General features: G+C 36.3%; 23 protein-coding genes. 12 read left to right on the top strand and 11 right to left on the bottom strand.

The window, feature by feature from the left end; genetic code table 11:
- Window positions 1–139: 139 nt before the first annotated feature.
- The 12 genes from BR73_RS28830 to arsB all read left to right on the top strand — a co-directional run bounded on the left by BR73_RS28830 (window position 140) and on the right by arsB (window position 10438).
- The gene (locus tag BR73_RS28830; protein WP_156034735.1) at window positions 140–295 is read left to right on the top strand and encodes a hypothetical protein; all 156 of its coding nucleotides are present in this window, start codon (window positions 140–142) and stop codon (window positions 293–295) included.
- A gap of 4 nt (window positions 296–299) precedes the next feature.
- Window positions 300–608: a recombinase family protein gene (locus tag BR73_RS29805; RefSeq protein ID WP_347463446.1), complete on the top strand. Its 309-nt coding sequence runs from the start codon at window positions 300–302 to the stop codon at window positions 606–608.
- A gap of 1080 nt (window positions 609–1688) precedes the next feature.
- Window positions 1689–3395: a helix-turn-helix domain-containing protein gene (locus tag BR73_RS0115370; protein ID WP_033166256.1), complete on the top strand. Its 1707-nt coding sequence runs from the start codon at window positions 1689–1691 to the stop codon at window positions 3393–3395.
- A 488-nt stretch (window positions 3396–3883) separates the two neighbouring features.
- A complete protein-coding gene (locus BR73_RS0115360) occupies window positions 3884–4642 on the top strand; it encodes an MBL fold metallo-hydrolase (RefSeq protein WP_033166254.1) in 759 nt (252 codons plus the stop codon).
- 357 nt (window positions 4643–4999) lie between these two features.
- Complete coding sequence (locus tag BR73_RS0115355; RefSeq protein WP_033166253.1) at window positions 5000–5440, top strand: MarR family transcriptional regulator; 441 nt, start codon at window positions 5000–5002, stop codon at window positions 5438–5440.
- Window positions 5441–5639: 199 nt separating this feature from the next.
- Window positions 5640–6020 carry a methyltransferase domain-containing protein gene (locus BR73_RS29800; RefSeq protein ID WP_347463445.1) on the top strand — a complete coding sequence of 127 codons (381 nt, stop codon included), beginning with the start codon at window positions 5640–5642 and terminating at the stop codon, window positions 6018–6020.
- The gene (locus tag BR73_RS29795; RefSeq protein ID WP_347463469.1) at window positions 6013–6294 is read left to right on the top strand and encodes a hypothetical protein; all 282 of its coding nucleotides are present in this window, start codon (window positions 6013–6015) and stop codon (window positions 6292–6294) included. Before BR73_RS29800 ends, BR73_RS29795 begins: the two co-directional genes overlap by 8 nt.
- Window positions 6295–6307: 13 nt before the next feature.
- Entirely contained in the window at window positions 6308–6805 is a 498-nt protein-coding gene (locus BR73_RS0115345; RefSeq protein WP_033166252.1) for a GNAT family N-acetyltransferase, read from the top strand.
- A 121-nt stretch (window positions 6806–6926) separates the two neighbouring features.
- Complete coding sequence (locus BR73_RS0115340; RefSeq protein ID WP_033166251.1) at window positions 6927–7250, top strand: metalloregulator ArsR/SmtB family transcription factor; 324 nt, start codon at window positions 6927–6929, stop codon at window positions 7248–7250.
- Between the two features lie 16 nt (window positions 7251–7266).
- On the top strand, window positions 7267–8916 hold the full coding sequence (locus tag BR73_RS0115335; RefSeq protein WP_033166250.1) for an FAD-dependent oxidoreductase: 1650 nt from the start codon (window positions 7267–7269) through the stop codon (window positions 8914–8916).
- A 99-nt stretch (window positions 8917–9015) separates the two neighbouring features.
- Window positions 9016–9372: a metalloregulator ArsR/SmtB family transcription factor gene (locus BR73_RS0115330; protein WP_033166249.1), complete on the top strand. Its 357-nt coding sequence runs from the start codon at window positions 9016–9018 to the stop codon at window positions 9370–9372.
- A 4-nt stretch (window positions 9373–9376) separates the two neighbouring features.
- Window positions 9377–10438 (top strand): ACR3 family arsenite efflux transporter, encoded by a 1062-nt coding sequence (gene arsB / locus BR73_RS0115325; protein ID WP_033166248.1) that lies wholly within the window; start codon window positions 9377–9379, stop codon window positions 10436–10438.
- 1404 nt (window positions 10439–11842) lie between these two features.
- Here arsB and BR73_RS0115320 read toward each other — a convergent pair.
- From BR73_RS0115320 to BR73_RS0115270, 11 genes are all read right to left on the bottom strand, one after another.
- Window positions 11843–13783, bottom strand: a complete 1941-nt coding sequence (locus tag BR73_RS0115320; protein WP_033166247.1) for an AraC family transcriptional regulator — start codon at window positions 13781–13783, stop codon at window positions 11843–11845.
- 128 nt (window positions 13784–13911) lie between these two features.
- Entirely contained in the window at window positions 13912–14754 is an 843-nt protein-coding gene (locus BR73_RS0115315) for an SAM-dependent chlorinase/fluorinase (protein ID WP_033166246.1), read from the bottom strand.
- Window positions 14755–15181: 427 nt separating this feature from the next.
- Window positions 15182–15979: a carbon-nitrogen hydrolase family protein gene (locus tag BR73_RS0115310; protein ID WP_033166245.1), complete on the bottom strand. Its 798-nt coding sequence runs from the start codon at window positions 15977–15979 to the stop codon at window positions 15182–15184.
- A complete protein-coding gene (locus tag BR73_RS0115305; protein WP_242860682.1) occupies window positions 15945–16898 on the bottom strand; it encodes an EamA family transporter in 954 nt (317 codons plus the stop codon). The genes BR73_RS0115310 and BR73_RS0115305 overlap by 35 nt, the downstream gene beginning before the upstream one ends.
- Before the next feature lie 378 nt (window positions 16899–17276).
- The gene (locus BR73_RS0115300) at window positions 17277–17567 is read right to left on the bottom strand and encodes a putative quinol monooxygenase (RefSeq protein WP_033166244.1); all 291 of its coding nucleotides are present in this window, start codon (window positions 17565–17567) and stop codon (window positions 17277–17279) included.
- A gap of 263 nt (window positions 17568–17830) precedes the next feature.
- The gene (locus BR73_RS0115295) at window positions 17831–19399 is read right to left on the bottom strand and encodes a glycoside hydrolase family 28 protein (RefSeq protein WP_033166243.1); all 1569 of its coding nucleotides are present in this window, start codon (window positions 19397–19399) and stop codon (window positions 17831–17833) included.
- Between the two features lie 33 nt (window positions 19400–19432).
- Window positions 19433–20527: a glycoside hydrolase family 88 protein gene (locus BR73_RS0115290; RefSeq protein ID WP_033166242.1), complete on the bottom strand. Its 1095-nt coding sequence runs from the start codon at window positions 20525–20527 to the stop codon at window positions 19433–19435.
- Between the two features lie 14 nt (window positions 20528–20541).
- Window positions 20542–21417 carry a carbohydrate ABC transporter permease gene (locus tag BR73_RS0115285; protein ID WP_033166241.1) on the bottom strand — a complete coding sequence of 292 codons (876 nt, stop codon included), beginning with the start codon at window positions 21415–21417 and terminating at the stop codon, window positions 20542–20544.
- An 84-nt stretch (window positions 21418–21501) separates the two neighbouring features.
- Window positions 21502–22434 (bottom strand): ABC transporter permease subunit, encoded by a 933-nt coding sequence (locus BR73_RS0115280; protein WP_033166240.1) that lies wholly within the window; start codon window positions 22432–22434, stop codon window positions 21502–21504.
- A 90-nt stretch (window positions 22435–22524) separates the two neighbouring features.
- The gene (locus tag BR73_RS0115275; RefSeq protein WP_033166239.1) at window positions 22525–24105 is read right to left on the bottom strand and encodes an extracellular solute-binding protein; all 1581 of its coding nucleotides are present in this window, start codon (window positions 24103–24105) and stop codon (window positions 22525–22527) included.
- Between the two features lie 174 nt (window positions 24106–24279).
- Entirely contained in the window at window positions 24280–25299 is a 1020-nt protein-coding gene (locus BR73_RS0115270; RefSeq protein ID WP_051685224.1) for a pectinesterase family protein, read from the bottom strand.
- Between the last annotated feature and the right edge of the window lie 248 nt (window positions 25300–25547).

Genomic DNA, 25547 nt, shown 5'->3' with positions numbered 1-25547 from the left:
TCGAAACAAGAATGGTCAATATATTCCCAATACGTCCTGCAGGATGGCATACATCCTACAATCTTTTTTGGTTTTTCCGGTACTCCAATACTGGATATTAGCAAGAAAAAGGATTCTACTACTGCGGATGTATTAGGAAATGAGCTGGAAGGCGCGAGGTACACGGTTGCTTGATGGTATGCCTGATAAAAATGTACTTGGTTGTGACAGCATTCCACAGTCTACCTACAAGGATAAAGAATTAAGAAGAGCAGTAGCGTCGGATAATCAAATCCTATACAAAGATGATTACTGAGCATTTGGATTGGATTTTTACCGGTGTATTTTATGATGCAGGAAAAAGCGGTTTAAGGAGGAGTGGAAGAACTGGACTGGACAAAATGCTAAAGAAGGTGGCAAAAGGGAAAATTGATTATATCATAACAAAATCCATCAGTAGAGTATCAAGAGATACAGTAGAAGTTATAAAAATAGTGAGATATCTGCGTGAAAGGAGTATAAATATGTATTTGAAAATGAAATTTGAATTACACTTAGGAGCATGCTTGCACAGGATGAAAGTAGAAATACCAGCGAAACATTCAGTGGGGTTTTCAACGAAAATTTGAAAGAGGTGATATCTTTACGAAATATAAGAATTTTATGGGGTATACCTGTGTTAATGGCGAAATTGCTATTGTTCCAGAGCAGGCTGAGGTTGTAAGAAAAATATTTGAATTGTACTTACAGTTCTTATCATTCAGACAAATAAAAGCTTATCTAGAGACAATGTAAATTAAGACTGTTACGGGTAATGGTCTTGGGATTCGACAACCATTCGTCCCAGCCGGTCACTTGCTTTCCCTATTGTTTCAGCAACAGCTGTTTACTCAAATAACTTCCATAGAACAATATAAAAACCCAAAATCCTAAATTACTTAATATGCTCATACGTATTCTCCATATGTTAATACGATCTGTAAGTTCTAATCCGTCATGTAACATAAATATTCACTTCGGAATCAATTTCACCCATAATTATATCAATAATGGTTTATTCTCTCTGAACGGTTAACAGGTCAGTTACCAATCCTGCAAAAGAATTGTTATTCATGGATACTTATCTGAAATGCATTGTAAAAATATGTATATGGCGGTATAATATTACTGGCATCCAAAGTGGCTAGAAACTAAGAGACACATAAATCAGGTATACCATCAGAAGATTCTTATGCAGCGGCTGAATAAAGCAGCTACAATCATTAATTAATCCCCTTTTTCTTAATATTAGTTTATCAGCAAAAAAATCATGACCAGAATAGGGGATGAAAATCTCATTCTGCTAACAAGGCATCTTAGTGAATACAAAAATTAAAAATACAAGGGCTCATTCTAAATTCATTCATAACATATGGAGCCGAACTTATTTCTAAAAAGGGATAATCAATGGATATCCTTTTTATCAGCTTTTAAAAAACTGAACATGAACAAACATAATTATATGGTTAATGTAACTGTCATGATTATGCTGGTGTTAACTTTGAAAAGTACACTTATGTGCAATAAGTAAGAATTGGGGGTGATTAAAATTATCAACTGTCATCGGCTTGTTAAACTGGTAGATGACTTGTTAGGTTTTACAGATTTCTATATTTAATTGGGGGAGCAATAGGCAATATTAAATATCAAAATACCGAGGGGGTATAAATATGTACAGATTACTGATTGTGGATGAGGAAGAATTTATTGTAAATGGGTTATATGAAGTATTTATAAACAGAGAAAATATGGATTTAGATGTCTATAAGGCATATTCAGGCGAAGAAGCAATAAAATGGCTGAACAGAACCAGAATTGATATCGTGCTTACAGGTATTAGAATTCCTGAGATTGATGGTTTGCAATTGCGGGATGTAATATATAGGAATTGGCCTCAATGCAGGGTTATATTTCTTACCCGTTATAATGAATATAAATATATATATAAAGTAAATCAGCCCAATGGCATAAGTTATATCAGAAAAACAGAAAAACACGAGAAACTGATAAAGGCTGTTGAAAATGCCATTAATGACATACAGAATGGAATAAACATAGAGAAATTGATCCATACGGCTAACGAACAGATGAATATGGCACTTGAGTTATTTCAGAAGGACTTCTTATTACATTTGCTCCATGAAGATCCGCCAGCAAATATAACGAGGTCCCAATTTGAACAACTTGAAATTTCAATGAATCCGGACAAGCCGGTATTATTGCTATTGGGTCATGTTGACAATTTTCCAACTGATTTATCCTATAGCAGCAAAATGCAATACCTGTATTCCGTAAGACTAATGATTGACCAGTATCTGAGCACCAGGGTTACAAGTGTCTGTGTAATGGACGAAAGTTATAGATTTGTTTTGTTCCTGCAACCGAAGGATTTACTTAAAATAAGCCAGCTTCAAACAGAACTGATAGCTGATTATAAAAAAACGATTTCATTCCTGAAAGGGACCCTTGAGGTGATTCAGTCTGTGTGCCGTGAGTCTCTGGATACCTCCATCAGTTTTGTATTAAGTGGTGAACCCTGCAGGTGGGAGCACCTATCAAAAAAATATTATTCTCTGAGTCAATTACTGAATTACCGAATCGGCACAAATATAGAAATGCTATTAGTAGATAATGAACTTAAAAGCGATATTATCAATACCAGTTCGGAGGTGCCTGAACTGGAAGCCGATATCAAAGTACTGGAGCTGATGATTAGGCAGCAAGGAATGGAAATCATTGAATTATATCTTGAGTCAGGACAAAAGGACAAGTTTTTTGAAACCTTAACAGAATGGGTAATACCTTTAAAATTAATGAAGAGTAAAAACAGCAATGCAGCTATAGAAGCCTATTATAGGATTTCCTTAACTCTTTTGTCTTATATCAACCGCTGCAAGCTTACTGAAAAAATCGCCTTCCACCTCGATCAGAATAGACTGATGCGGATCGATAAATTTGAATCCTGGGAAGAGGCGGTAGCATATCTATATCAACTATCTGATCTGATTTTCTCTCTTCAGAGCGAAGAGCAAAAAAAGAGAGCATATAAAGCAATCAGCTATATACAAAAATTCATTGAGAAGCATATGGATGAAGATCTTTCTCTGGTAAGACTTGCAGAGCAGGTCTTTTTAAACCCGTCTTACCTATCCAGACTTTACAAACAGGTCATGGGGGTTAACATTTCTGAATACATAGATAGTGTCCGGATAAAAAGAGCGAAGGAACTATTGGAAAATGAAAATGTTAAAATCTACGAAGTTGCTAAAATGGTCGGTTACGAAACAGCAGCCTCCTTTACAAGATTTTTTAGGAAAGCTACCGGTCGTTCACCACAAGAATATCATAATGAAGTATTATCAAGCAAACATGAGTAATGCTGGTAAGGTAAGAAGATACCTTCTGAATTATCTTTCTTGTAGAGCTATTAATACGGTGGTTTTTACATATGGTTGGCACGGTGAGAGAAAGGAAATTTATAAAAGCGTAATAGAAAAAATTAGAAATGATTGTATAGAGTTCAATGAAACTATTATTTTTCTAAAATGTACAATGGATGAAAATATAAAGCGTACAATCAAGGACGGTAGGGACGAAATGCGAATTAAAAGAGGAATGGAAATGACATTCTCCTTTAACTAGTTTTGTCGTTTTTATCAGATAATAATGTAGATAATATTATCGTATATAATTTGTAATATTATCCATAAAGTGATATATTGGAAATACATATTATAGCAATAATAGGATGTTCATCTGGATTGTTGATTTTGGATAAAAGCAAACTGAGAAGTTATGATACTTCTCATTAAGTTTAGAGGTCATGCGTAGTACATAGACAAATAATATGAAAGAGAGAAGTTAAATGTTTGAAAGAATTAAAGTTAAGAAATTGAATGATCATATTTATCTGATGGATGATGGTGGCGAAGCTACTGGTTATTTGGTAGTAGGAGACAAAAAGGCTTTAGTTATAGATACAATGAACGGATATGAGAATGTGTATGATGTGGTTCGTACTTTGACAGATTTGCCTCTCATGGTAGTAAATACTCATGGACACTGTGACCATATATTTGGGAATGTATTTTTTGACGAGGCGTATATGAATCCAGATGATAGTGAGGTTGCGAAAGAACATATGGCGTTTCAGGAATTCGTTGAATCTTGTAAGAAAAACAATTTATATATGCCACCATTTAAACCTATTAAGGATGGTGATGTTATTGACCTTGGTGGGCTAACGCTTGATATTATATCGTTACCTGGACATACGCCTGGAGGTATCTGCCTTTTACTAAAAGAGGATAGAATTTTGTTTACAGGGGATGGTATTAACCATGGACTTTGGATGCAGCTTAATGAAAGTAAAATGTTAAAGGACTTATTGAATAATCTCGATAAAATTATGTATGTGACGAAAGAGGCTGATTATATTCTACATGGTCATGCACAAGAAGTGGACAATATTTCTTTGTTAACTGCATTAAGAGATGGTGTTGCTGATTTAATAGAAACCAAAGGCGAAGGTGATAAGGACTATGAATGGTTTGGTGGAGTAGACAAACAACATCTTTTTGGAGATGGAAAGAGTGCTATTTGCTACTCAATCGATAAACTCTAAAACTGATAGTGTGTTATGCAACAAAATAAGTAACTTCTTTTTCTTGTACTGAAAGAAAAGAAAGCAGGTCTGGCTTTACTTTTGACTTCTGGGTACAATACAACAATGGAAAACAGAATTCAAAGAATATCCCATCTATATTCTGATTGAATATACAAATAGTATTATTGAGTTATATTAAATATCTAAATGTAGATTAAATAAATAAGGTTATACTCTGTAAATTTAGATTTATGGGTACAACAAATGATTAAAGTCTCAATTTTATAACACCACGATATGAAGTTGAGACTTTTATAAAAATAATAGTTGCAAGATGCAACTGTTGTATGTTAATATAGTTATGAGGTGATAGAAATGGAAAACCAAGGAAATAATACATTAAGAGAACTTTTAAGAATTTTAGTAAGAGATTTAGGTATTTTAGAAAAAAGTGATGCCTCTTGCTGCGGTATAAGTATAGCCCAGTGTCATGCTATTGTTGAGATTGGTAGAAGAGGAAAAATAACCTTAGTAGAGTTAGCTGATTTATTGGGACTGGATAAAAGTACTATGAGCCGAACAATAAACAATCTTGTAGAAGCTGATCTTGTACTTAGGGAACTGGATACAGAAAATAGACGGTATGTAATCATTCAGTTAACGGATAATGGAAGAACTGTGTTTAAAAACACAGAGGAGAATATGAATAGCTATTTTCAAAGCGTTTTTAGAACCATTCCGGAGGATAAAAGGAATCAGGTATTAGAAAGCCTACAACTACTAGCAAGTGCAGTTGAAGCAAGCAGGTGTTGCTAAATATTTTATAAGATGAAAGACAATAAGAGGTGCTTGTATGTCGAAAAGCAAAAAGGATGAAATTAAAGAATATTATGGTGGTATCGCCAGGAAAGTAAGTTAAGGAAAGGATAACTCTTGCGGATGTGGAGAATCATGCTGTGGTGATACTGCTAAGGAATCTGTACTTTATTCAGAGGAATTTATCAAAGGGTTGCCAGTGGAAGCGATTGATGCATCCTTGGGCTGTGCAAATCCCTTGTTGCTAGCTAACTTACAACCGGGTGAAGTTGTATTAGATTTAGGTAGTGGCGGAGGTATAGATGTACTTATCTCCTCGAGATATGTTGGAGAAACCGGAAAAGTATATGGCCTTGACATGACGGATGACATGCTAAATTTAGCAAACCAAAATAAAGAAAAAAGCGATGCTAAAAATGTCGAGTTCATAAAAGGTTACATAGAAGATATCCCTCTGAAGGATGAGTCCGTTCATGTTGTTACCTCTAATTGTGTAATTAATCTAACAGAAAGCAAAGAAGCTGCACTAGGAGAAAGCCTTTCGAGTATTAAAAGAAGGAGGAAGGCTAGCAATAGCTGATATAGTACAACTAAAAGCTGTCCCGGATGAGATCAAAGAAAATATACAACTATGGGTAGGCTGTATTTCCGGAGCATTAACAGTTGATGATTATAAAAGAATTCTCAATCAAGTAGGTTTTAAAGAAATTGAGATTACTCCAGTTAATATATACACAAAAGAAGTTATGAAAGACATTGCTGAATCAAAAAAACTTGGTGATATCTATTCACAAATAGATGGATCCGTACTTGACGGTGCATTTGCCGGCGCCCATGTTAAGGCATATAAATAAGGAGACTAAGAAGATGGACTATATTTTAGATGAGATGAAGGATACAGATTGGGACCAGGTTGCTGCTATCTACACAGAAGGAATCAGTACGAAAATAGCAACATTTCAAAATTCAACACCAAGTTGGGAAGAGTGGAATAATGGACATAACAAAGAATGCCGATTAGTTGCAAGAAAAGGAGATAAAATTCTTGGATGGGCAGCATTATCTCCTGTTTCTAGCCGGTGTGTATATGCAGGTGTGGCTGAACTTAGTATCTACATATCTCCTGAATGTCGTGGACAGAAAGTTGGAACAGAACTGCTAAGTGGGCTTATTAGATTATCTGAAGAAAATGGTTATTGGACATTGCAATCAGGAATAATTCGAGAGAATATTGCAAGCCTAAACTTACATAAAAAATGTGGTTTCAGAGAGATTGGTTATAGAGAAAAACTTGGTATGATGGATAATGGTAAATGGCATGATGTTGTATTAGTAGAAAGAAGAAGTAACAAAGTAGGCAACTAATTGGAACTAATCGTCTTAAGATAGACTGCAAGGGCAGTCTATTTTTTATTATTCATATTGACAAATATCGATATGAGTAATATAATCAACATATCGATAAGAATAGATATGAGGTGATACTATGGATAAAATATATGAATATGAACAAAATGCTACTGTATTTAAAGCCTTGTGTGACCCCAATAGATTAATGATAATTGATCTATTAAAAAGCGGAGAAAAATGTGCTTGCGATTTATTAGAGGTAATGCATATATCCCAATCAACTTTATCTCATCATATGAAACTTTTATGTGAGTCGGGATTAATTAATTGTAGAAGAGAAGGTAAGTGGATGTATTATTCGCTTAGTCAGAAAGGATTTGCGAAAGCAAATAGTTTATTACAAGACATCATGCAAGCAGCTGTATTACTTGATATGGAAGTAACCTGTGATTGCGACTAATGAAGGAGGAATATCAATGCGTATTATTATCATTGGTGCCGTAGCGGCCGGAACATCTGCTGCAGCGAAAGCCAGAAGAAACAGTGAAGAAGCAGAAATAATTATATATGAAAAGGATAACTTTATATCTTACTCCGGTTGTGGAATGCCTTATTATATTGGGGGAGAGATTGAAAGTGCTGATGCACTAACTCCACGTGACCCTGCTTTCTTTAAAAGTAAATATAACGTAGATATCTATACACTTCATGGAGTTTTGTCTATCCATCCAGAAGAGAAAAAAATTGAGATTAGAAACCTTTTAACAGATGAGGTGTTCAACGATAATTACGATAAACTGGTGCTGGCAACAGGAGCAAGAGCTGTTATTCCGCCAATAAAAGGTACAGACTTTAAACATGTATTCTCATTACGCAACATAAATGATATGAATCGTATTAAGGAATATATCAATAGCTATCATCCTCAATCTACAGTGATTGTTGGCACAGGATTTATTGGACTTGAAGTGTGTGAAAACCTAAAGAGTCTTGGAATTAACATAACATTAATAGAAAGATTACCACAGGTCACGCCAGGGTTAGATCCAGATATGGCTGTTTATGTTGAAGAACATTTAAGAGATAAAGAGATTTCCGTGATGACAGATATCTCCGTGAAAGAGATTTTTGAAAACCATGTTATATTATCAGATGATACGAGACTTACAGCTGATATGGTCCTACTTTTTACAGGGGTCCGGCCCAATATTGAACTAGCAAAAGCGGCAGGTATAGAACTTGGAGAAACGGGTGCTATTAAAGTAAACCGCAAAATGGAGACCAACCGAAAAAATATTTATGCCTGTGGTGATTGTATAGAACAATTTCATGTTGTGACAGGTAAACCGGTTTACAGACCTTTAGGCTCTACCGCCAATAAGACCGGTAGAATTGCTGGCGATAGCATGACAGGAGGTAATCTCGAATTTCAAGGAGTACTCGGAACTGGAATCTTTAAAATATTTGATTTGACAGTAGCACAAACGGGTCTTTCAGAACGTGAAGCTCATGAACTAGGTTATGATGTAGTCGTATGCCATAATATAAAACCGAATAAACCGGAATACATGGGCGGCAAAGAAATGGTAATCAAGGGGATTGCGGATAAGGCAACCGGCAGACTTCTTGGTGTTCAAATCATTGGATATGAGGGTGTTGATAAAAGGATTGATGTATTTGTCACAGCCATTTCTTTTAAAGCGAAAGTAGAAGACCTGTTCCATTTAGATTTAGCTTATGCTCCCCCTTTTTCAACAACAAAAGATCCTGTAATGTACACCGGCATGATTCTTGATAATGCAATTCACAAAGGCAGACCTTTGTTGACTGCACAGGGATTAGATGAGTTGATTGAATCCGGTGAGAAGTATACTTTGATTGATGCTAGAGTAGTCACACAGTATGAAAAGAACCATATTGAATCGGCAAAGAGTATTCCACATTCAAAATTAAGAAGCGAATTACCAGACATAGAACAAGAAGAAGTAGTAGTAACTTACTGTAATAAAGGTGTGACAGGTAATGCAGCCCAAAACATTCTCATGGGCAGAGGATTAAAAAAAGTATATAACCTATCTGGAGGCCAGAAGCAGTACAGTAAAACACACTCTAAAAGCAAAAAATAAATAAAAATTATTAAGTATTATAACAAAAGTTTTTTATTAGCATATATATGCATATATGCGCATATGCTCATGTATCTAAGAAACAGGAAGGAAAATACCATGGTAGAAATCTTTAAGGCTTTATCTGAAGAAAGTAGATTACGTATTCTGTCGTTGATATTGGAAGATGAATTGTGTGTCTGTGAAATTGAATCATCTCTTAGAATGACTCAATCGAATGCCTCGCGTCATTTGTCAGCATTGAAAAGGAGCGGAATACTCGACAGTTATAAAAATGCTCAATGGACCTATTACCGCTTAAATAAAGACTTTATCCAGGAAAACAAAGCGCTATGGGAATATCTGAAGCAAAAGCTTATCGAACTTCCAACCTTTTCATCAGATCAGGAAGCATATCAGAAATGCAAGACACAAGGCTTATGCAATTGTAATAAACAACCTCATAAAAGGAGTTAGAGAAATGAAAAAAGAAAAAGCACAAGGTATCGAGTTTTTTGAAAAATACCTTTCAGTTTGGGTATTGCTCTGTATGGTATCAGGTATATTGATTGGACGATTTTTACCTGGTGTTCCTGAAGTATTAAACAAAATGCAGTTTGCTGGGCAAAACATTCCCATTGCAGTACTTATTTGGATTATGATTTATCCAATGATGATGAAGATTGATTTTCAGGCATTAAAAAATGTTGGTAAACATCCATTGGGTATCGTAATATCCAGCGGTAGTAGTTGGTTGATTAAACCTTTTTTGATGTTTGGGCTTGCATCACTATTCTTTCTTGTAATATTTAAAGCATTGATACCTGCAGGTTTAGCACAAGATTTTGTTACAGGCGCAGTTCTATTAGGTACAGCTCCGTGTACTGCAATGGTATTTGTATGGAGCAATTTGACAAAAGGAGATCCGGCACATACTCTTGTACAGGTATCGGTAAACGATCTTCTTATATTGATACTTTTTGTACCGTTAGTTCAATTCTTGTTAGGTGTGAACAATGTACAGATTCCTTGGGATACGCTTATATTTTCCATCGTATTATTTGTAGTAGTTCCGTTAATTGGTGGCTTTCTTACACGAGCTTTAATGATAAAGAAGAAAGGCTTAGAATACTTCAACGAAAAATTTGTTACCAAATTTGATGGTATCACGACTTTGGGATTGTTATTGACTCTAATAATTATCTTTACATTCCAGGGAGATATCATTTTAGAACAGCCATTATATGTTCTATTAATAGCCGTACCGCTTATATTACAAAATGTTATTTCGGCCACTTTTACATATCAGATATGCAAATGGACAAAACAACCCCATAACATTGCAGCACCTGCAGCTCTGATTGCAGCTTCTGATTTTTTTGAATTATCAGTGGCAGTAGCAATTGCAATTTTCGGACCAACTTCCCCGGTAGTGCTTGCCTGTACAGTAGGCGTGCTGACTGAGGTTCCTGTTATGCTTTTACTCGTGAAGTTTGTTAATAAAACGAAACATTGGTTCCCGCAACCAATAACCAATTATTAATTAGAAAAAATGACTATTTACGAACCGTAAATTTGCTGTTCAACCGGTCTTTGTGAAGTAAGTGTTGACCCTAATTACTGCGAATTTCAACTGTATTAAATAAATTTAAAAAGATGGTGTTCATGAGTTTAAGTCATATAGACGAACAAGAAGAGCTGAAGAAATAATCAAGAAGAGGTTCTTGCAAATGCAAGAGAGACAATGGCAAAAGATGATATTGCCTATCTTCAAAAACTAAATTATAAGAGTAAAAACAAAATTTTTCATAATTATTCTCATATATAGAAAATGAATTAAATTTGGTTCCATAGCACATAAAATGAAATAAATATGGTTCACAAAGAAACTATGATCCATATTTATTTCATTAATTATATAAGATATCTAGAGTAATATAAGATAAAAAGAGTACAGTATTAAGTTGTGAATTTAAATAATTGATATTATTAACCAAATATCATTTGACTCTATTTTTGGGGTTATAAAATTTATATTTAGGATCAGTCATACAACGTAGTATTACACCCTCAACTATTCGCAAAACGCAAGTTTAACGAATAGTTGAGGCGATTTCTTATAAGAAGGGGTAATCCAGTATAATTTTGGCTTTTTAATACATGATTAAATTTTTAGTATCAAACTGTTTAATAACTTAATTACAGACAAATTAATATACTATCTCTTTTTTTATATGCAAACAATCTTTTGCTTTTTTCTTTTAGCTTTGATATTTTTCTCCAATATTGTATGAATAACAATTTACCAAACAATACTCTGAAATAAAAATAATCATACTATATTATAACACATTTCCAGACGCACAATATGTACCAATGCCGCCTTTTATTAAAGTCAAGTTATGCAATTATATTCACATAAGCTTTTCACTCAATCCTTTATAATTCAAAAAATTAACTCGTTTTTAGTATTTTATACTTTACTTTAATACAATCCTTTAAAGAATTTTTGTGTTTTATAGATATCCAATATTAAATCGATAATTTAAAGAATTCCACGTATTATAAACCATATATAACCAAAAATTCTATATCATAAATATGTACTTTTTTATTACAATTTATACATTGTTAAATAATTAACATTGATATTTTGTTTCTATACCCTTTATTCGCAATCATATAATAATAAATCTCTTATACAAAACGTAATTATTTTCTACATAATATTCAGAAATAATATCTGCACTATAGAAACTCCTCTTTACAGTACAGTTTTGCATTTTTACTGATTCTGCAAAGGGAGCTAATTATTACCACTAACAATATATATTGTAACCATTAAAATTAAAATAAACTCTCCTTAAATACTATATACCATTGCAATTACACCATTAATATTACCAACTCTATTTCCTTAATACCAGAACATACCCGTATTTTTCTATTACTCTGATACTTCTAATAGCTTCTCCAGCAGATAGTCTAATTGAATTCCTGAAGAATATATATCAATATCATAGAAAAGTGTATAATCAATCGGTATTATATGATTTGCCTGAACAGCGGGAATTGACTGCCAAACTGGGTTATCTTCTAACTCATTCAGTTCACCACTGAATATAATATAATCGCCGGCATATTCATTAATAACTTCAAGTGAAACATCATGGTATTGGTCTTTGCCTATGATTTCATTCTGTATAATCTCGGGAGCTTTAAATCCCATGTGGCTGTAAATCAGATCTCCACCACGTCCCCACTTATCGCCGTATGCCCATACACCGCCATTGTCACTGCCTTCAAATATACTAAAGGTTTTGTCCATAATTCCTTTTTCTGAAAGCTGTTTCTTGGCATCTTCTATTTTCAGATTAAAATCTGTTAATATCTTGACTGCATCTGCTTCTTTATTTAGAACCTTTCCAAGAAAGGTAATTCTTTCCTCCATACTGAGCTCTGTAAACGGAATAATTATGGTAGGAGCAATTTTTGATACTTTGTCGTACTGCTCTTCGTTTACTACAAGAATTAAATCCGGCTCATATGTCATAATATCTTCTGATTCAAAGCTTGCCCATACAGGAAGATCGGCAACTTCTTTTTCATAAGCGGTTCCGGTTGCATCATAGGTTGCAACTGGCTTAACCCCCAAAGCAAGTACATCACCCATTCCATAGGTGGCTATTACCCTCTCAGGGTTTGCCGGTACCTCGATATCTCCTTTAACGGTGCTTATAGTCCTTGTGCTGGTTTCTGTCTCTGTGTCCTTTATTGCTTCGGTTGCTGCTGCCTGAGTGGGGCTTGTTTCTGTCCCTTTTGTATTAACAGGTGTTCCATTACTGCAGGCAGAAAGCAGTATCACCATTGAAAGCGCTGCGGCAGCTAAGGTCTTATTCTTCATTTGCTTTAACATGTAAACATCTCCTTCTTTTCTGAGTTTGCCATGACTAACTTGGCCTTTCTCATTATAGGAATAGGAGGATGCATTTTCCATGGAGAAATCGTTCCGATAACTTGGTATTTTCGCTCTATAATCTCTGGGGGTCATCCCCGTAGTTTTTAGAAATAACTTACTGAAATAAAATTCATCCGGAAAACCACAGGCAGTCGCAATACTTCGTATAGGCAGACTGCTGCTATGCAGTAACTTACGGGCTGATAGCATTCTTGCATTGGTTAAATACTCCTGAGGACTTTCTCCATATTCATTTTTGAAACATCTGCGTAAGTGGCTGTCACTTATCCCAAACACTGACGCTATGGATTGAATGGAAACTGATTCGCGGAAATGTTCATCTATGTACCTTTTCGTCATTGAGACAACATCAGGCTGAAGTACATTTACTTTGCCCTGTTCAAGTTCTCTGTAAATCTCATACACTAATTGATAGAAGGCTGTCTTTTCATAGAAGCGCTCCAAGGGACTGGGCTGCTTCCATACTTCATACATTCTGCAAAGTAATTCCGAGATAAAAACAGGATTATTCGGCGTAAATCCATACTGCTGCCTAAATGGATTCGTTTGTTCCAGTAATCTGTTAATCTCTTTTTTATGTGTAACCGGCTCACTGTAACGATACAATACCAGATAGTACTCCAGCCATACCTCCATAGGTCGAAGGGATAACTCCATCCCTTTCCCCACATGACACAGTCCGAAATTCTCCGAGCAGTAAGAAGTCTCCTCTATCAATATCTCCGCTTTTCTTCCGGCAGTAAATAAAAAGGCACTGGCAGGAAGTCGATACCGGAGTATTGGATCTTCTGGTGTGATTAGCCTGTGTCGGATATCTAAAAGAGAGATATTAACCTGCTCCCATATACGCAATGCACAGGTAAGACTCTCCTGTGTAAAAATAGATGGCTTCTGTTCTTCTCTGTTCACAACAACAGTTCCTCCATAAATATAAGATAAAATAATACCTTTAGTTAGATAACTCTAACATATTATAGCATCTTATATTATTTTTGTATATGGAAGTAATACTAAAACTGTTTTTTATCCTTGAATTCTCAGTCTTTTATTAAGTCAACAGACCAGTCAAATCCGTAACTGACATGAAAGGTGTCCCGGAAATTTCCTAAACTAATAGCTATTCCAGCCTTCATCAGTTCATTGGTATAAATCAGGGATTTACCCCTTTCAACAAAACCAAATGTTTTAACAAAAGGAAGCTTCTCTTGATAAACCACAATATCTTTATGCCTGATGATTACCTTTAACACATCCCCATAATCAAAGCCTTGTTGAAGCATCTCCGCCACTGGTATATTACTCCACAAATTCCCGAAGTTGGGATCACTGCTTTCTAATATTCCTGCTGCCTTATTTGCGGTAATTACCGGCTTAGGTATATGATGTATAACAATATCCTCAACAGGATAAGCCGGACCGACTTCCTCATATGAAATGATACCGCTGGCAAGTTTTGCAGCACAGTAACCGAATAAATCCCTACCATGAAATACGCTGGTACCTAACGTTGTTTGAAGCCGGTTAACGGTCTCGTCAATTTCTCTGACCTCTTCAATACCTGCATATTCCTTCATATGGGTTAATGTACCGTTATCCGGTGTTACGATATAATAGCCATCTTTTGTCTTTGCAATGCAGGCTTTTCTTGCAGTACCTACCCCCGGATCCACTACCGAAACGAAAATAGTTCCCTTCGGCCAAAAACCAACCGACTGATAAAGGCGGTAAGAAGCACTCCAGGTATCAAAATGAGGAATTTCATGGGTTCCGTCAAAGATCTCTAAGCTGCGGTCTACTGTTTTAACGACACCGTACATGGAACACACGGCACCTTCTTTATAAGTAAAGTCTGTCTGGAAAACTAAAATTGGTTTTTCCATAGTTTGTATCCTTTCTTTCTATCAAATGCCACCTTTTCTTAACTCTTAGATGACTTTAACCTTTAATAAAAGGTATTTAATACTCTAGTATCTTGAAATACCCATATGAAAGAATAGCATATTTTTTTGTTATTCGGCTAGAGTAAATTAATACATGAGTATTTTTATATATTAATGAATAAATATTCTCCTGTATACTCCTGCATATTTGCCAAGGTATATTTCTTTTGATCCGAACAAATCCCAAGGTATATTTCCTTTGATCCGAACAGATTAAAACACAGTAATAAAATCTCCCCAGGAAACATGTAATTCTTTATACAACCCACAAATTCATTTGGGTAAATTTGAACTCAATTTTCGTAACAGTTCTTTAAATGTAGAAATTTCATATTGGTCAAAAAAGGTATATATTCATATCATAAACTTACTGATAGAATTCTGTCCTGCGTAGTTTGAAATAGGGTCTCTCGCTACGTATAATACTGCTTTGCTTCAAATCAATGTCACAATACAGGATTTCTTCGGCTTCTCCTGCTTTTATCAGAGTATTGCCAATGGGATCGGCAACAAGGGATTGTCCGGCGAAATACATATTATCTTCTTTTCCCACCCGGTTACACATAGCGATATAGACACTGCTCTGCATTGCCTGAACCCTTACCTCCCATTCAAAGAGCTCCATGGGCTCACCGATTGTATTGGCTGTGGGTATTAAAATAAGTTCTGCTCCCAGAGCTGCACAGGTACGAATACTTTCAGGCAGATGTCTGTCAAAGCAGATTACAATACCAACCTTGCCAAAAGGAGTGTCATATACCTTAAAGCCATCATCTGAAGGCGTATAATAATCCTGTTCATAAAAATTTTCACATTGCGTTATATGTACCATCTTGGATATTCCCAAAAGCTTTCCGGTATTATCAATCATTAAGGAGGCATCATAATTGTGTCCCTTTTCCTTTAGATAAAAATTAGGTGACAGGAATATCCCTAATTCCCGGCTCTTGTTTCTGAGTTCGGTAACAAAGGGATGATTTATTTCAAGTGCCTGCGGCTCCATGTCCAGTCCCTGATACTGAGGAAAGAAAGGCGTGAATTGGAGCTCCGGAAAGAATATCATATCTGCTTTATTTACTGCTGCTTCCTCCATAACAGAAAGCGCTTTGTGCAGATTTCTCTCGCTGTCATTATTCATTTTCATTTGTGCTAAGGCCAGTCTCATTCTTCTTATTACCTCCTGAAGTTGAATTAATTTTTTGAAAAAGTAGTAATCCCAGAATTATAATGGTTCCTCCCAGGAAGGTTGCCTTGGTAGGGGTTTCTCCAATCATTAGAAAACCAATTAATGCAGCAATAAAAGGTGTAACGAACATAAAATTTGTAACATCGGAGGTTTTTACAGCCAGGGATAATCCTTTTGCCCACCAGATATATGCCAGACAGCTTGGGAAAATTCCCAGAAACAAAATTACCGGCAACTGATACGTTGGTGCGTGTAATACCTGATTACCTGCTTTGGGCAGAAAGAAAAGCAGCAATATGGTTCCTCCGAATATATTATAGGCAGTGGCCTGAAGAGCGGTATACTTCCTGAGGTAATATCTTTGAAATAAATTATAGCAGCTAATACAAAATGCCGCACCCAGCATCCAAAATACACCTTTGTTCATGGTAAATACACCATCCCAAAGGGTCAGTATCAGTATTCCGATGAATTCCACCGATATTGCAAGCCACCCTTTCAGCTTAATCTTTTCTTTGTAGAAAATACCTGCTAATAATGCAGTAATAACCGGTGCTGTGGCAATAAGAATACTGCCTGTAGCTGATGTCAGTGTTTTCTGTGCCTGATTAAACACCTGCATGTAAATAGTAAAACCTAATGCTCCTGATAGGAAGAATTTCGGTATATCTTTAATCTCCGGGAGTCCAATTTTAAGAAACACCCCTATTATAAGAAGGCAGACAGAAGCTACCAGGTAACGTAATAATCCCAAAGTATCCCCGGTAAAATGTTTTAGAGCAATTTTAGTAAGTGAAAATGCAGATGCCCATAATATAATTGTTCCAAGAGCATAAAGTTTTGCTTTTTTTTGGTCATTCATAGTTGTCATTAATGTAGTTTCCAGTTGTATATTCAAACAGGAGACCTCATACAGCCTTTCTTATGTATTGGTTACTGCTTCTTTTAATGTATACTGCTCAGGCCAGCTAATGTATTAATTTAATAATAAACATAAAGTTTCTACATACACTGCCAATTATATTAAATGTTTAATAGCAATTTATGATAAGTAATATATCATAATAAATTACCGAACTCAATAAATTTTCTTTTGAATAGATAAATTTATGCCTAATATACGAACCTTCATCAAGATATCAAAAAGCTGTTATATTATTTGGTAATAAACTAATACCCTGCCAGCATGGAGTATAATAGCACGATCCTTGTTGCTGGCAGGGTATGTATAATAATTCTTAGTACAATTTGATCATGAAAGCCTTCCGCTTTTATACTAGTCTACCTTTTTATACAGATTGACATCTCCTGGTTTTTCCATCAGATACTTAAACTGAACCATAGCTTCTTTAAAATGGTCTGCAGACATATGCTGCTCCAAGGCCTCTTTGTTTTCCCATTCCTCAATAAAGGTAAAGATGTTTGAATCGGTTAAATCCTGAAATACATCATAAGCGATACAGCCTTTATCTTTGCTATTTGTATCCTTTACCAATTGACCGGCCAATGTAACGAACTCATCTACTTTATCTGACTTGATATAATTCTTCGCTACTACTTTAATCATAGTATGTCTCCTCTGTTCTAGTAATATAAACACTAATTCGAATATAGATTTTAAGCTGAGTAAATCTTATATCAGAAATATTTGTATATACAACTATATATATCATGAATCATTATTCCTGTCAATTGGCTCTTCCAATGAAAGTTCTAATTCATATTACAAGATTAGATGCTATACGGTTTATACTCAGAAGCTCTACTAAGAATGATTATTAAAGCTACTATATTATTTTGAATTCTGAATTATGAAGATGTTTAATATGTTTAAGCTTTTAAATTCTGCAATCCTTTAATATTATCAATATTTTTCAGATGGTAAGCTTCTCCATCCTGACCTTTAATAGTAACCTCTGACAGGGTCAGCTTCTCTACATTTTGAATAAATACTCCCAAACGGCTTGTTTCCTCAAGGTCATCCATCATATCCGGATATCCCTTTATAGCCTTTTCGTCAAACTGAACAGTTACATTCTCAAATTGCAGCTCTTCAATTTTTCTCTCCGGTAAACCATATATATAGACAGCTGCCACATGGCAGTTGATACAATCGATATTATGGAAGGCAAGCTTTTTGATTACCGGTGTTCTTTCATCTACTGGATATGCTGCCTTGTTTTGTACATAGTCTGAATGCCCATCCGGATCACAGAAGTAAAAGCAGTTTATAACAATGGGAGTCATTACACCGTCCATTCGTATATTATCGAATACGATATTATCAATTATTGCATCCTCTCCTCTGCCTCTCCTGGTTTTTACACGCAGTCCTCTGTCCGTATGAAGAAAAAGGCAGTCTCTGACAGTTATATTTCTGACACCACCTGCATTCTCACTTCCTATTGTTACCGAACCATGTCCATCCTGCATACAGCATTGTCGAATGGTTATATTTTGAGAAGGCGTTTTAAACTTTCTGCCAAAATAAATCTTGCCGGATTTAATTGCAATACAATCGTCTCCAACACTAAAGAATACCCCTGTGATTTCAACATTATTACAGGATTCCGGATTCAGAGCATCCGTATTGGGTGAATTCTTAGGATTTAATATACTTAATCTGATAAACTTAAGTTCTGAACAGAAATAAGGATGCAGGGTCCAGCTGGGGCTATTAATTAATACTACCCCTTCGATTACGATATTCTTGCAATTACTTAAGAATATCAGCCTTGGCCGATAGGCCATGTTCTTTTCCTTAGGCTTATCCCACCAGTTGGTTATGTCCGCATTACCGTCAATCTCTCCCTGTCCGTATATTACTACATTTTCCAGGTTCATACCCTGAATAACTGCAGAAAACATGGTCAAGGGATTTCCCTCCCAGGTTCCCAGGTAGCAGGTATCCTCTTCATCATAGCTCTGTATGCGTCCGGGTATTATGGGCCGTTTTTCTCTTTCGGTAAAGGCCTTTAAGATGGCTCCTTTTCCTAATTCCAGTTTTATATTACTCTTTAGGAATAAAGTAGTAATACGATAGGTTCCTGCCGGAATAAAGATTCTTCCGTCTATTGGACAGGACATAATCGCAGCTTGTATAAAGCAGGTGTCATCAGAGATTCCATCTCCTTTCGCCCCAAAATCCCTGACATCTAAACTAAAGGATTCCTTCTCTGTCTGAAAAAATATACTGCTTTCACTCTGCTCACTTTTAACCGTAAGCTTATACCTGCTATCAGGTTTTAATTCGTATATGCCGTTTATGACCCGTTCTGTATTTCCGTATTCCTTATCATTTAAAAAGAACCTATAATTTTTATTGGTATAAAATACTCCACCCTCTTGTATTTCAAACACGGCACTTCTTGCTGTCTTGAAAAGTATTTGAAGTTCCAAATCTCTGCCTCCTAAGCGAATTCTTACGTCAGGTTATTTATGCAGCATTTTGATTTGCGCATAAGTCATCATTAAGGCACCGATACCCTTCCTGTCATCCTCCACAATGGGTTCAGAAAGGTAATAGAGGATACTCCCATCTCGTCTTGTATCACTTTCGGGACCAAGTCCTGCAACGGAGCAAATGCCTGTAAGTTTTATTGTTCCGTCTTCTTCTCTCAAGCGGTTATTAACGATAGATTCAAAAATTTCAACACCGGACGACAGATATTTCTCTTTAAGAAGCGCACCTAAAGAACAGCCTTTTAAAATAGCATAAGAAATCATAGTAGACCCGGAAGTTTCAAGATAATTTCCCGGAACCTCCGGATGATCTATTACCTGATAGAACATCTTACTAGCAGGATCCTGATATTTTAAGATACCCTTTACCCCTTCTCTTAAAAGCTCCTCAAGGATTACATACTGTTCAAAAACCATTTCATTCATCTCACTAAGTACATCAGTGAGTGCCATCAGATACCAGCCAAGTGCACGAATCCAGAAATTCGCTGATCTTCCTGTTTCTTTATCCGCCCAGAATATGGTCTTAGACTCATCGCAGCCATGATAATACAGTTCTTTTTCTTTATCAAACAAGAATTTTCTGGCAGCTACAAACTGGTCTATGATATCATTATAATTCTTCATATTATTAAATTTTGTTTCATACATCATATAGAAGGGAAGCGCCATGTATAACCCGTCCAGCCATACCTGATCCGGGTAGATTGCCTTATGCCAGAAACTACCGCTTTTTGTTCGGGGTTGTTTTCTGATCTGTTCCATCAGAACTTCGATGGCATTCTTATACTTTTCTTCTCCCGTCCAGGAATAAGCATTGAATAATACTTTTCCGGAATTTATATTATCAAGATTATATTTGCTAATGTCATAGCCCTTAATAGTGCCATCCTCAGCAATGAACTGATCCAGATAATCCAACACGAATTGTTTATAACGTTCCTCTTTTGTGGCTTGATATAAATAAGCGCACCCAATTAAGACACAGCCGTCTTCATACTTCCATATATTATCTGACTTGGGAAAATTATCAAGAACTTGTGTAATATATTTATCTATTAGCATACTATCCTCTTTTCTTATTCCTTTACAGCACCCATATTGATTCCTTTTACAAAGTACTTTTGTAAGAAAGGATACAGAATCATAAAGGGTATGATGGCTACCATAATAGCAGCACTTTTAACGGTGTTCTGATATACACCTGCCGAGGAGGCAGCTGCCAGAGAGGTATCTTCAATAATAAGATTACGAAGCATTACCTGAAAATTTCTTAAATTAGCATCTGATATGTAAATGGTAAAGTTGGTATACTCATTCCAATAACTAACTGCAAACATCAAACCGATGGAGGCAAGGGCAGCCTTTGATAAGGGTAATATTACAGAGAGGAAAATTCTCACTGGGGAGCAGCCGTCAATGGAGGCGGCGTCAAATAGACTGTTAGGAATTCCCTCGAAAAAGTTCCTCATTAATACAGTATTATAGACATTTAAGCTGGCTGGAAGAATAATTGCCCATAAGCTGTTTATTAAATGATAATCCCTCATAGCCAGATAAGTAGGAACCATACCACCATGGAATATCATGGTAAAAAGTAACAGATAACTCAAAAAGGTTCTTCCCGGCATCTCATACTGCATCAATACATAACCTGCTATGGTGGATACTGCAAGCCCCAGCAATGTTCCGACTAATGTAACGTAGACAGATACAAGAAAGGGTTTATAAAGTGCAACTGTTGATACAATAATCTTGTAACCGCTTATTACCGGCTTATTGGGCCAAAGGTTAATACCGTAATTGGCCGTCGCATCAATAGAATCTACAAATATTTTTAATAAGGGCACAACGGTTACCAATGTTATTAAAATAAATATAATATAAATTAAAAGATTAATATTTAAGATATTTTTGATTTTCCGCTTCTTATAATAACTGCTGTTTTGATTCATCCTATTTTCCTCTTATTCCGCCGCTTTTAACGGCATTAAGTCTCCAGGTAGCTGTGTATACTTAAAGCAATAGACAGCCTGACCTTATAAAATTCCTCTTCCGCGTACTTTCTTGCTGGTATGGTTGCACAGTAATACCAGGATACACCCTATTACCGATGAAAAGAGACCAACTGCTGTAGTATAACCGAAATTGGGAAGAGGTGTCGTCAGAGTCTGCCGGTAGATATAAGTCTGGAGAACATCTGCCACATCATAAACCTTCGGACTATATAATACGAATACCGATTCAAAGAGATTCATAATCTTAGCCAGATTGAGAATTAATACGATAATGATTGTCTGGGCAAGGCTGGGCAAGGTAATAAAACGCATTTTATCCCATCTGTTTGCTCCGTCAATGGCAGCTGCCTCATAAAGCTGAGGATCTATTCCTGTTAAGGTAGCAAGGAATATGATAGTCCCCCAACCTGTTTCCTTCCAGATATTTACTACATAATAAACCTTACGCCACCAGCCGCTTTCAGCCATAAAATAAATGGGTTTATCAATGATTCCGATTTGAATCAATACTTCATTCATAAATCCATGCTGGGGTGAAAGGATAATAGAAAAGATGGATGCAACTACCACCCAGGAAAGAAAATGGGGCAGATATATAAGTGTCTGGAAGAATTTCTTTGCTGCCAGATTTGCTACTTCATTTAATAAAAGGGAAACGACTACAGATACGAAGGTGGTTAAAACCAGCTTCGTAGTACTGATGATAATAGTGTTTTTAAAAGCAACCCAAAACTGGTGATTGGAGAAAAGTTCTTCAAAATTAGCAAAACCTTTGAAATTCGGTCCTTTAAATGGTGTATATTCAAAAAATGCAAACCGTATTCCAAGCATGGGATAGTAAAAAAACATTAGTGACAATATGATTACAGGAATAATCATGATATAAAACCAACGGTATTTCCATATATTTTTAAACCTGCTGTTTCCTTTTAGCTGTTTCGTTGTTAATTTCATAGATATCCTTCCGTCTTTAATGTAACAGGGACTGAGAATAAACACTTGTCAGTATTCATATTCAACAGTCCCTGTAAAGTCTGCAATCTGTTATTTACTGTTTAACTCTGCTACGATAGAATCAGATAATGCCCCCTGCTCTTTCTCGTATTGAGCAATTCCGTCTTCTACAGACATATCACCGGTTACCACCTTAGATACAATGATGCTTCTTGCATCTAAGAGAGTGGCCATATAGGCGGACATGGTTTCTGTAGGTACAATCAGCGGAGCAATCTTACTGTTAGCCTGGAATAACTCAGCGGAGGTCTTAACACGCTCATCCCTTATGGAGTATAAAGGATCTTCCCACTGTCTTGTGGTTAATACAGGATCAATATGCGCTGATAAGAAGGTATTATCCGGAACTTCCGGATCAGGAAGCTGCTTGTAGGTTCCGCTTGCATCCTTTTCATAATGAACGCCTTCTACACCATAAGTCCATAACATCTGTCCGTCACCACCATCAACCATGGATTCAATAAGATATTTAAATACACCTTCAGGATTCTTGCTGGCACTGGTAATAGCCCATACCGGCGGCTGTCTTTCAATATAATTGCCTAACTCAGCAATAGGAGGAAGTGCAGTAAGCTTTGCATCGGGATAGGTTGACTGAACATTCTGTTCCAGTGTCATATTCCATTTTCCTGCCCAGTAGGTAAATACACCTGTATTGCCTGCATAGAACTTATCACGGCAGGCTGAAGTGGTATTAGTTGCAACTTCCATATCAATATAACCTTTACTGTATGCATCTTTTAATCTGCCAAGAGCATCAGCATTTGCAGTTTCCCTGAATCCATCTGCCCAGGTTCCGTCGGCTTTCTGATAGAAATCAGGATAAGCATTCTGCCAGAACTCAGGTAAATAATTGGTATAAGGAATTTCAGGTCCAATGATACCTGCGGCAGTAACACCATAAGTGTCTTTTTTACCGTTGCCATCAGGATCATCTTCTGTAAATGCACGAAGCATCTCTATGTACTGATCGTATGTAGTAGGAACAGGAAGACCTAAATTATCCAGCCAGTCCTGCCTTACATAAGTAATACAGCCGTTACCGCTGGCAGGTGCAAAGCCATACAGAGAACCATCAATTTTAAGTGCTTCAATATTAGCTTCTTTCATCTGACCGGAAGCTTTGGCAGCTGAATTGTTCCAAGCTTCTGACATATCCCAAAGTGCTCCTTGTGTAGCGTAAGCAGTATATAACTGGTTACTTAAAATTAAAGCATCGGGGACAGAATCACTGGTAAAAGCAAGTGCGACCTGATCACTGTAAGTGTTATGGTCAGGCTGGATGATAACCAGTTCTACACCTGTGATTTCTTTGAATCTTGCAGCAAAAGCATCCTGGCCGGAAGCTTTATCAAGCAGTGTTCCATCTACCATAATCGTAATCTTATCCGGTTTTGTTACTTCCTCTGTACCGGCAGCTTCTGTAGCTGCTGCCTCCTTATCCCCGCTGTCAGTATTACTGTCTGACTTACCTGCATTACTATTGTCTGAGGTGGAAACGGAATTTGAATTGTTTCCGTCCTTTCCGCATCCGGCTAATGCAACCGGGAATAACACTGTCAAAAGAATTAAACCTGTTGTCAGTATTTTTTTTGCTAAACTTCTTCTCATATAACAAATACCCTCCTTGATTTTATGCAATATCGAAATTATTCTCTCTTTGATATTGCCGTTTAAGAATTATATGTTTTTTGTCTCTTAAACTGGTTTCATCATAGCCTTTTTTATGTACTTTTAACAAGGAACAATATTTATTTTAGGGGATACATTATTTGTGGTTCGTCATTATTGCTTATAAAACCCGCATAAAACCTGCTCTTTTGTATACAAAAGCAAATCGTCTTTTTGCAGTATTTTAGACCAGTCTGCTCTTTCTCCCCTGATAAATCCACCTGCTCCTTTTCCCTTGGAACCATATTCGGCAAAATAAACCGTATCCCGTGCATCAATTTTTCCCCAGTCAGACCAGCCTTCTGTTTTGATATGCTCACCTAAATCACAGTCAATCAACACAACCCGCCCAAAATTTCTCCAGGGTCTGCCAAGATAAACGGAATCAGGAGGGCAATCTCCGGTAAACCGACAACAGTAAAATACATAACCATACAGACTTTCCCTTGTAGTAGACGGTGCAGTAACATAACCATATACCATATTTTCTGTCATTTCTCTGTCTCTGTTATTTCTGGAAAAAAGCTCACAGTTATCAAAATAAGCAGTGGAGCTGCCGAAAATAAAATCTACATCCCCTTCAATATAGCAGCCCTTAAAATAATGCCTTTTATGGATTCTGGGACTCGTCTCTTTGGGCCCTTTAAAGCCGCCAGGCTGAAGGGGAAAAGGCGGCAGCGGACCGGTAAAAACCGTATCCTGGGAAGCCAGAATACGGCAATTATTAATTTCAATATAATCTCCCTCCAAATACAAAGCAATTGCCTGACCCACAAGTCCTCCGGCCCCGGCAGTATTCTGAATCGTCAGGTTTTTTATGGTAACATTATCTGAATCCACCATTAAAACAGATGTACCAAAGGTACCAAGGGGTTCTCCGGTACTGTCCTGCTTCTTCGCATAATCATCATAGCAGATAATCGTCTTCTCCGGTGATGTTCCTTCAAGTGTAAGAAATGGTGTTGTAATCACTAGCTTTTCTTTATATATTCCCTCCCCAATAAAAATTGTGGCTGTTGCATTCTCTCTATTGTCAATTGCTACTGTTGCTTCCTTTCTCTTATCGATCGCTTCCAGGGCTTCACCAATAGTAGTAAAATCACCGTTCCCATCTTTTGAGACTACAATTTTCATAGTAATATCCTCGTTTCTGTCTTATTCAATAAGCCTTAGCGTGTAAAATAATCTGAGCTGAATTAATTTGCATCCCTTGATAAACTTTCTGCTCTTATAAAGTTTAAATCTCTTCCGTATATAAAGTGCAATTATACGCTGCCTTAATATCCGGAAGAGAAATCTTATAACTCTGCTTAAATAGAAAACTAATTAACCTATACAGCCATTTAATAGCTTCATAACACATTAATAAATTAATAATTTTT

Origin of the sequence: Clostridium sp. KNHs205 (assembly GCF_000702945.1) — a bacterium.
Classification (GTDB): Bacteria; Bacillota; Clostridia; order Lachnospirales; family Lachnospiraceae; genus Anaerocolumna.
This window is presented reverse-complemented; position numbering and strand designations above follow the sequence as displayed.

What these genes read in the sequence shown, in the direction of transcription:
- BR73_RS28830 (WP_156034735.1), top strand. Translation starts at nt 140, where the DNA reads ATGAGCTGGAAGGCGCGAGGTACACGGTTGCTTGATGGTATGCCTGAT.
- BR73_RS0115370 (WP_033166256.1), top strand. Translation starts at nt 1,689, where the DNA reads ATGTACAGATTACTGATTGTGGATGAGGAAGAATTTATTGTAAATGGG.
- BR73_RS0115360 (WP_033166254.1), top strand. Translation starts at nt 3,884, where the DNA reads ATGTTTGAAAGAATTAAAGTTAAGAAATTGAATGATCATATTTATCTG.
- BR73_RS0115355 (WP_033166253.1), top strand. Translation starts at nt 5,000, where the DNA reads ATGGAAAACCAAGGAAATAATACATTAAGAGAACTTTTAAGAATTTTA.
- BR73_RS0115345 (WP_033166252.1), top strand. Translation starts at nt 6,308, where the DNA reads ATGGACTATATTTTAGATGAGATGAAGGATACAGATTGGGACCAGGTT.
- BR73_RS0115340 (WP_033166251.1), top strand. Translation starts at nt 6,927, where the DNA reads ATGGATAAAATATATGAATATGAACAAAATGCTACTGTATTTAAAGCC.
- BR73_RS0115335 (WP_033166250.1), top strand. Translation starts at nt 7,267, where the DNA reads ATGCGTATTATTATCATTGGTGCCGTAGCGGCCGGAACATCTGCTGCA.
- BR73_RS0115330 (WP_033166249.1), top strand. Translation starts at nt 9,016, where the DNA reads ATGGTAGAAATCTTTAAGGCTTTATCTGAAGAAAGTAGATTACGTATT.
- arsB (WP_033166248.1), top strand. Translation starts at nt 9,377, where the DNA reads ATGAAAAAAGAAAAAGCACAAGGTATCGAGTTTTTTGAAAAATACCTT.
- BR73_RS0115315 (WP_033166246.1), bottom strand. Translation starts at nt 14,754, where the DNA reads ATGGAAAAACCAATTTTAGTTTTCCAGACAGACTTTACTTATAAAGAA.
- BR73_RS0115310 (WP_033166245.1), bottom strand. Translation starts at nt 15,979, where the DNA reads ATGAGACTGGCCTTAGCACAAATGAAAATGAATAATGACAGCGAGAGA.
- BR73_RS0115300 (WP_033166244.1), bottom strand. Translation starts at nt 17,567, where the DNA reads ATGATTAAAGTAGTAGCGAAGAATTATATCAAGTCAGATAAAGTAGAT.
- BR73_RS0115290 (WP_033166242.1), bottom strand. Translation starts at nt 20,527, where the DNA reads ATGCTAATAGATAAATATATTACACAAGTTCTTGATAATTTTCCCAAG.
- BR73_RS0115285 (WP_033166241.1), bottom strand. Translation starts at nt 21,417, where the DNA reads ATGAATCAAAACAGCAGTTATTATAAGAAGCGGAAAATCAAAAATATC.
- BR73_RS0115280 (WP_033166240.1), bottom strand. Translation starts at nt 22,434, where the DNA reads ATGAAATTAACAACGAAACAGCTAAAAGGAAACAGCAGGTTTAAAAAT.
- BR73_RS0115275 (WP_033166239.1), bottom strand. Translation starts at nt 24,105, where the DNA reads ATGAGAAGAAGTTTAGCAAAAAAAATACTGACAACAGGTTTAATTCTT.
- BR73_RS0115270 (WP_051685224.1), bottom strand. Translation starts at nt 25,299, where the DNA reads ATGAAAATTGTAGTCTCAAAAGATGGGAACGGTGATTTTACTACTATT.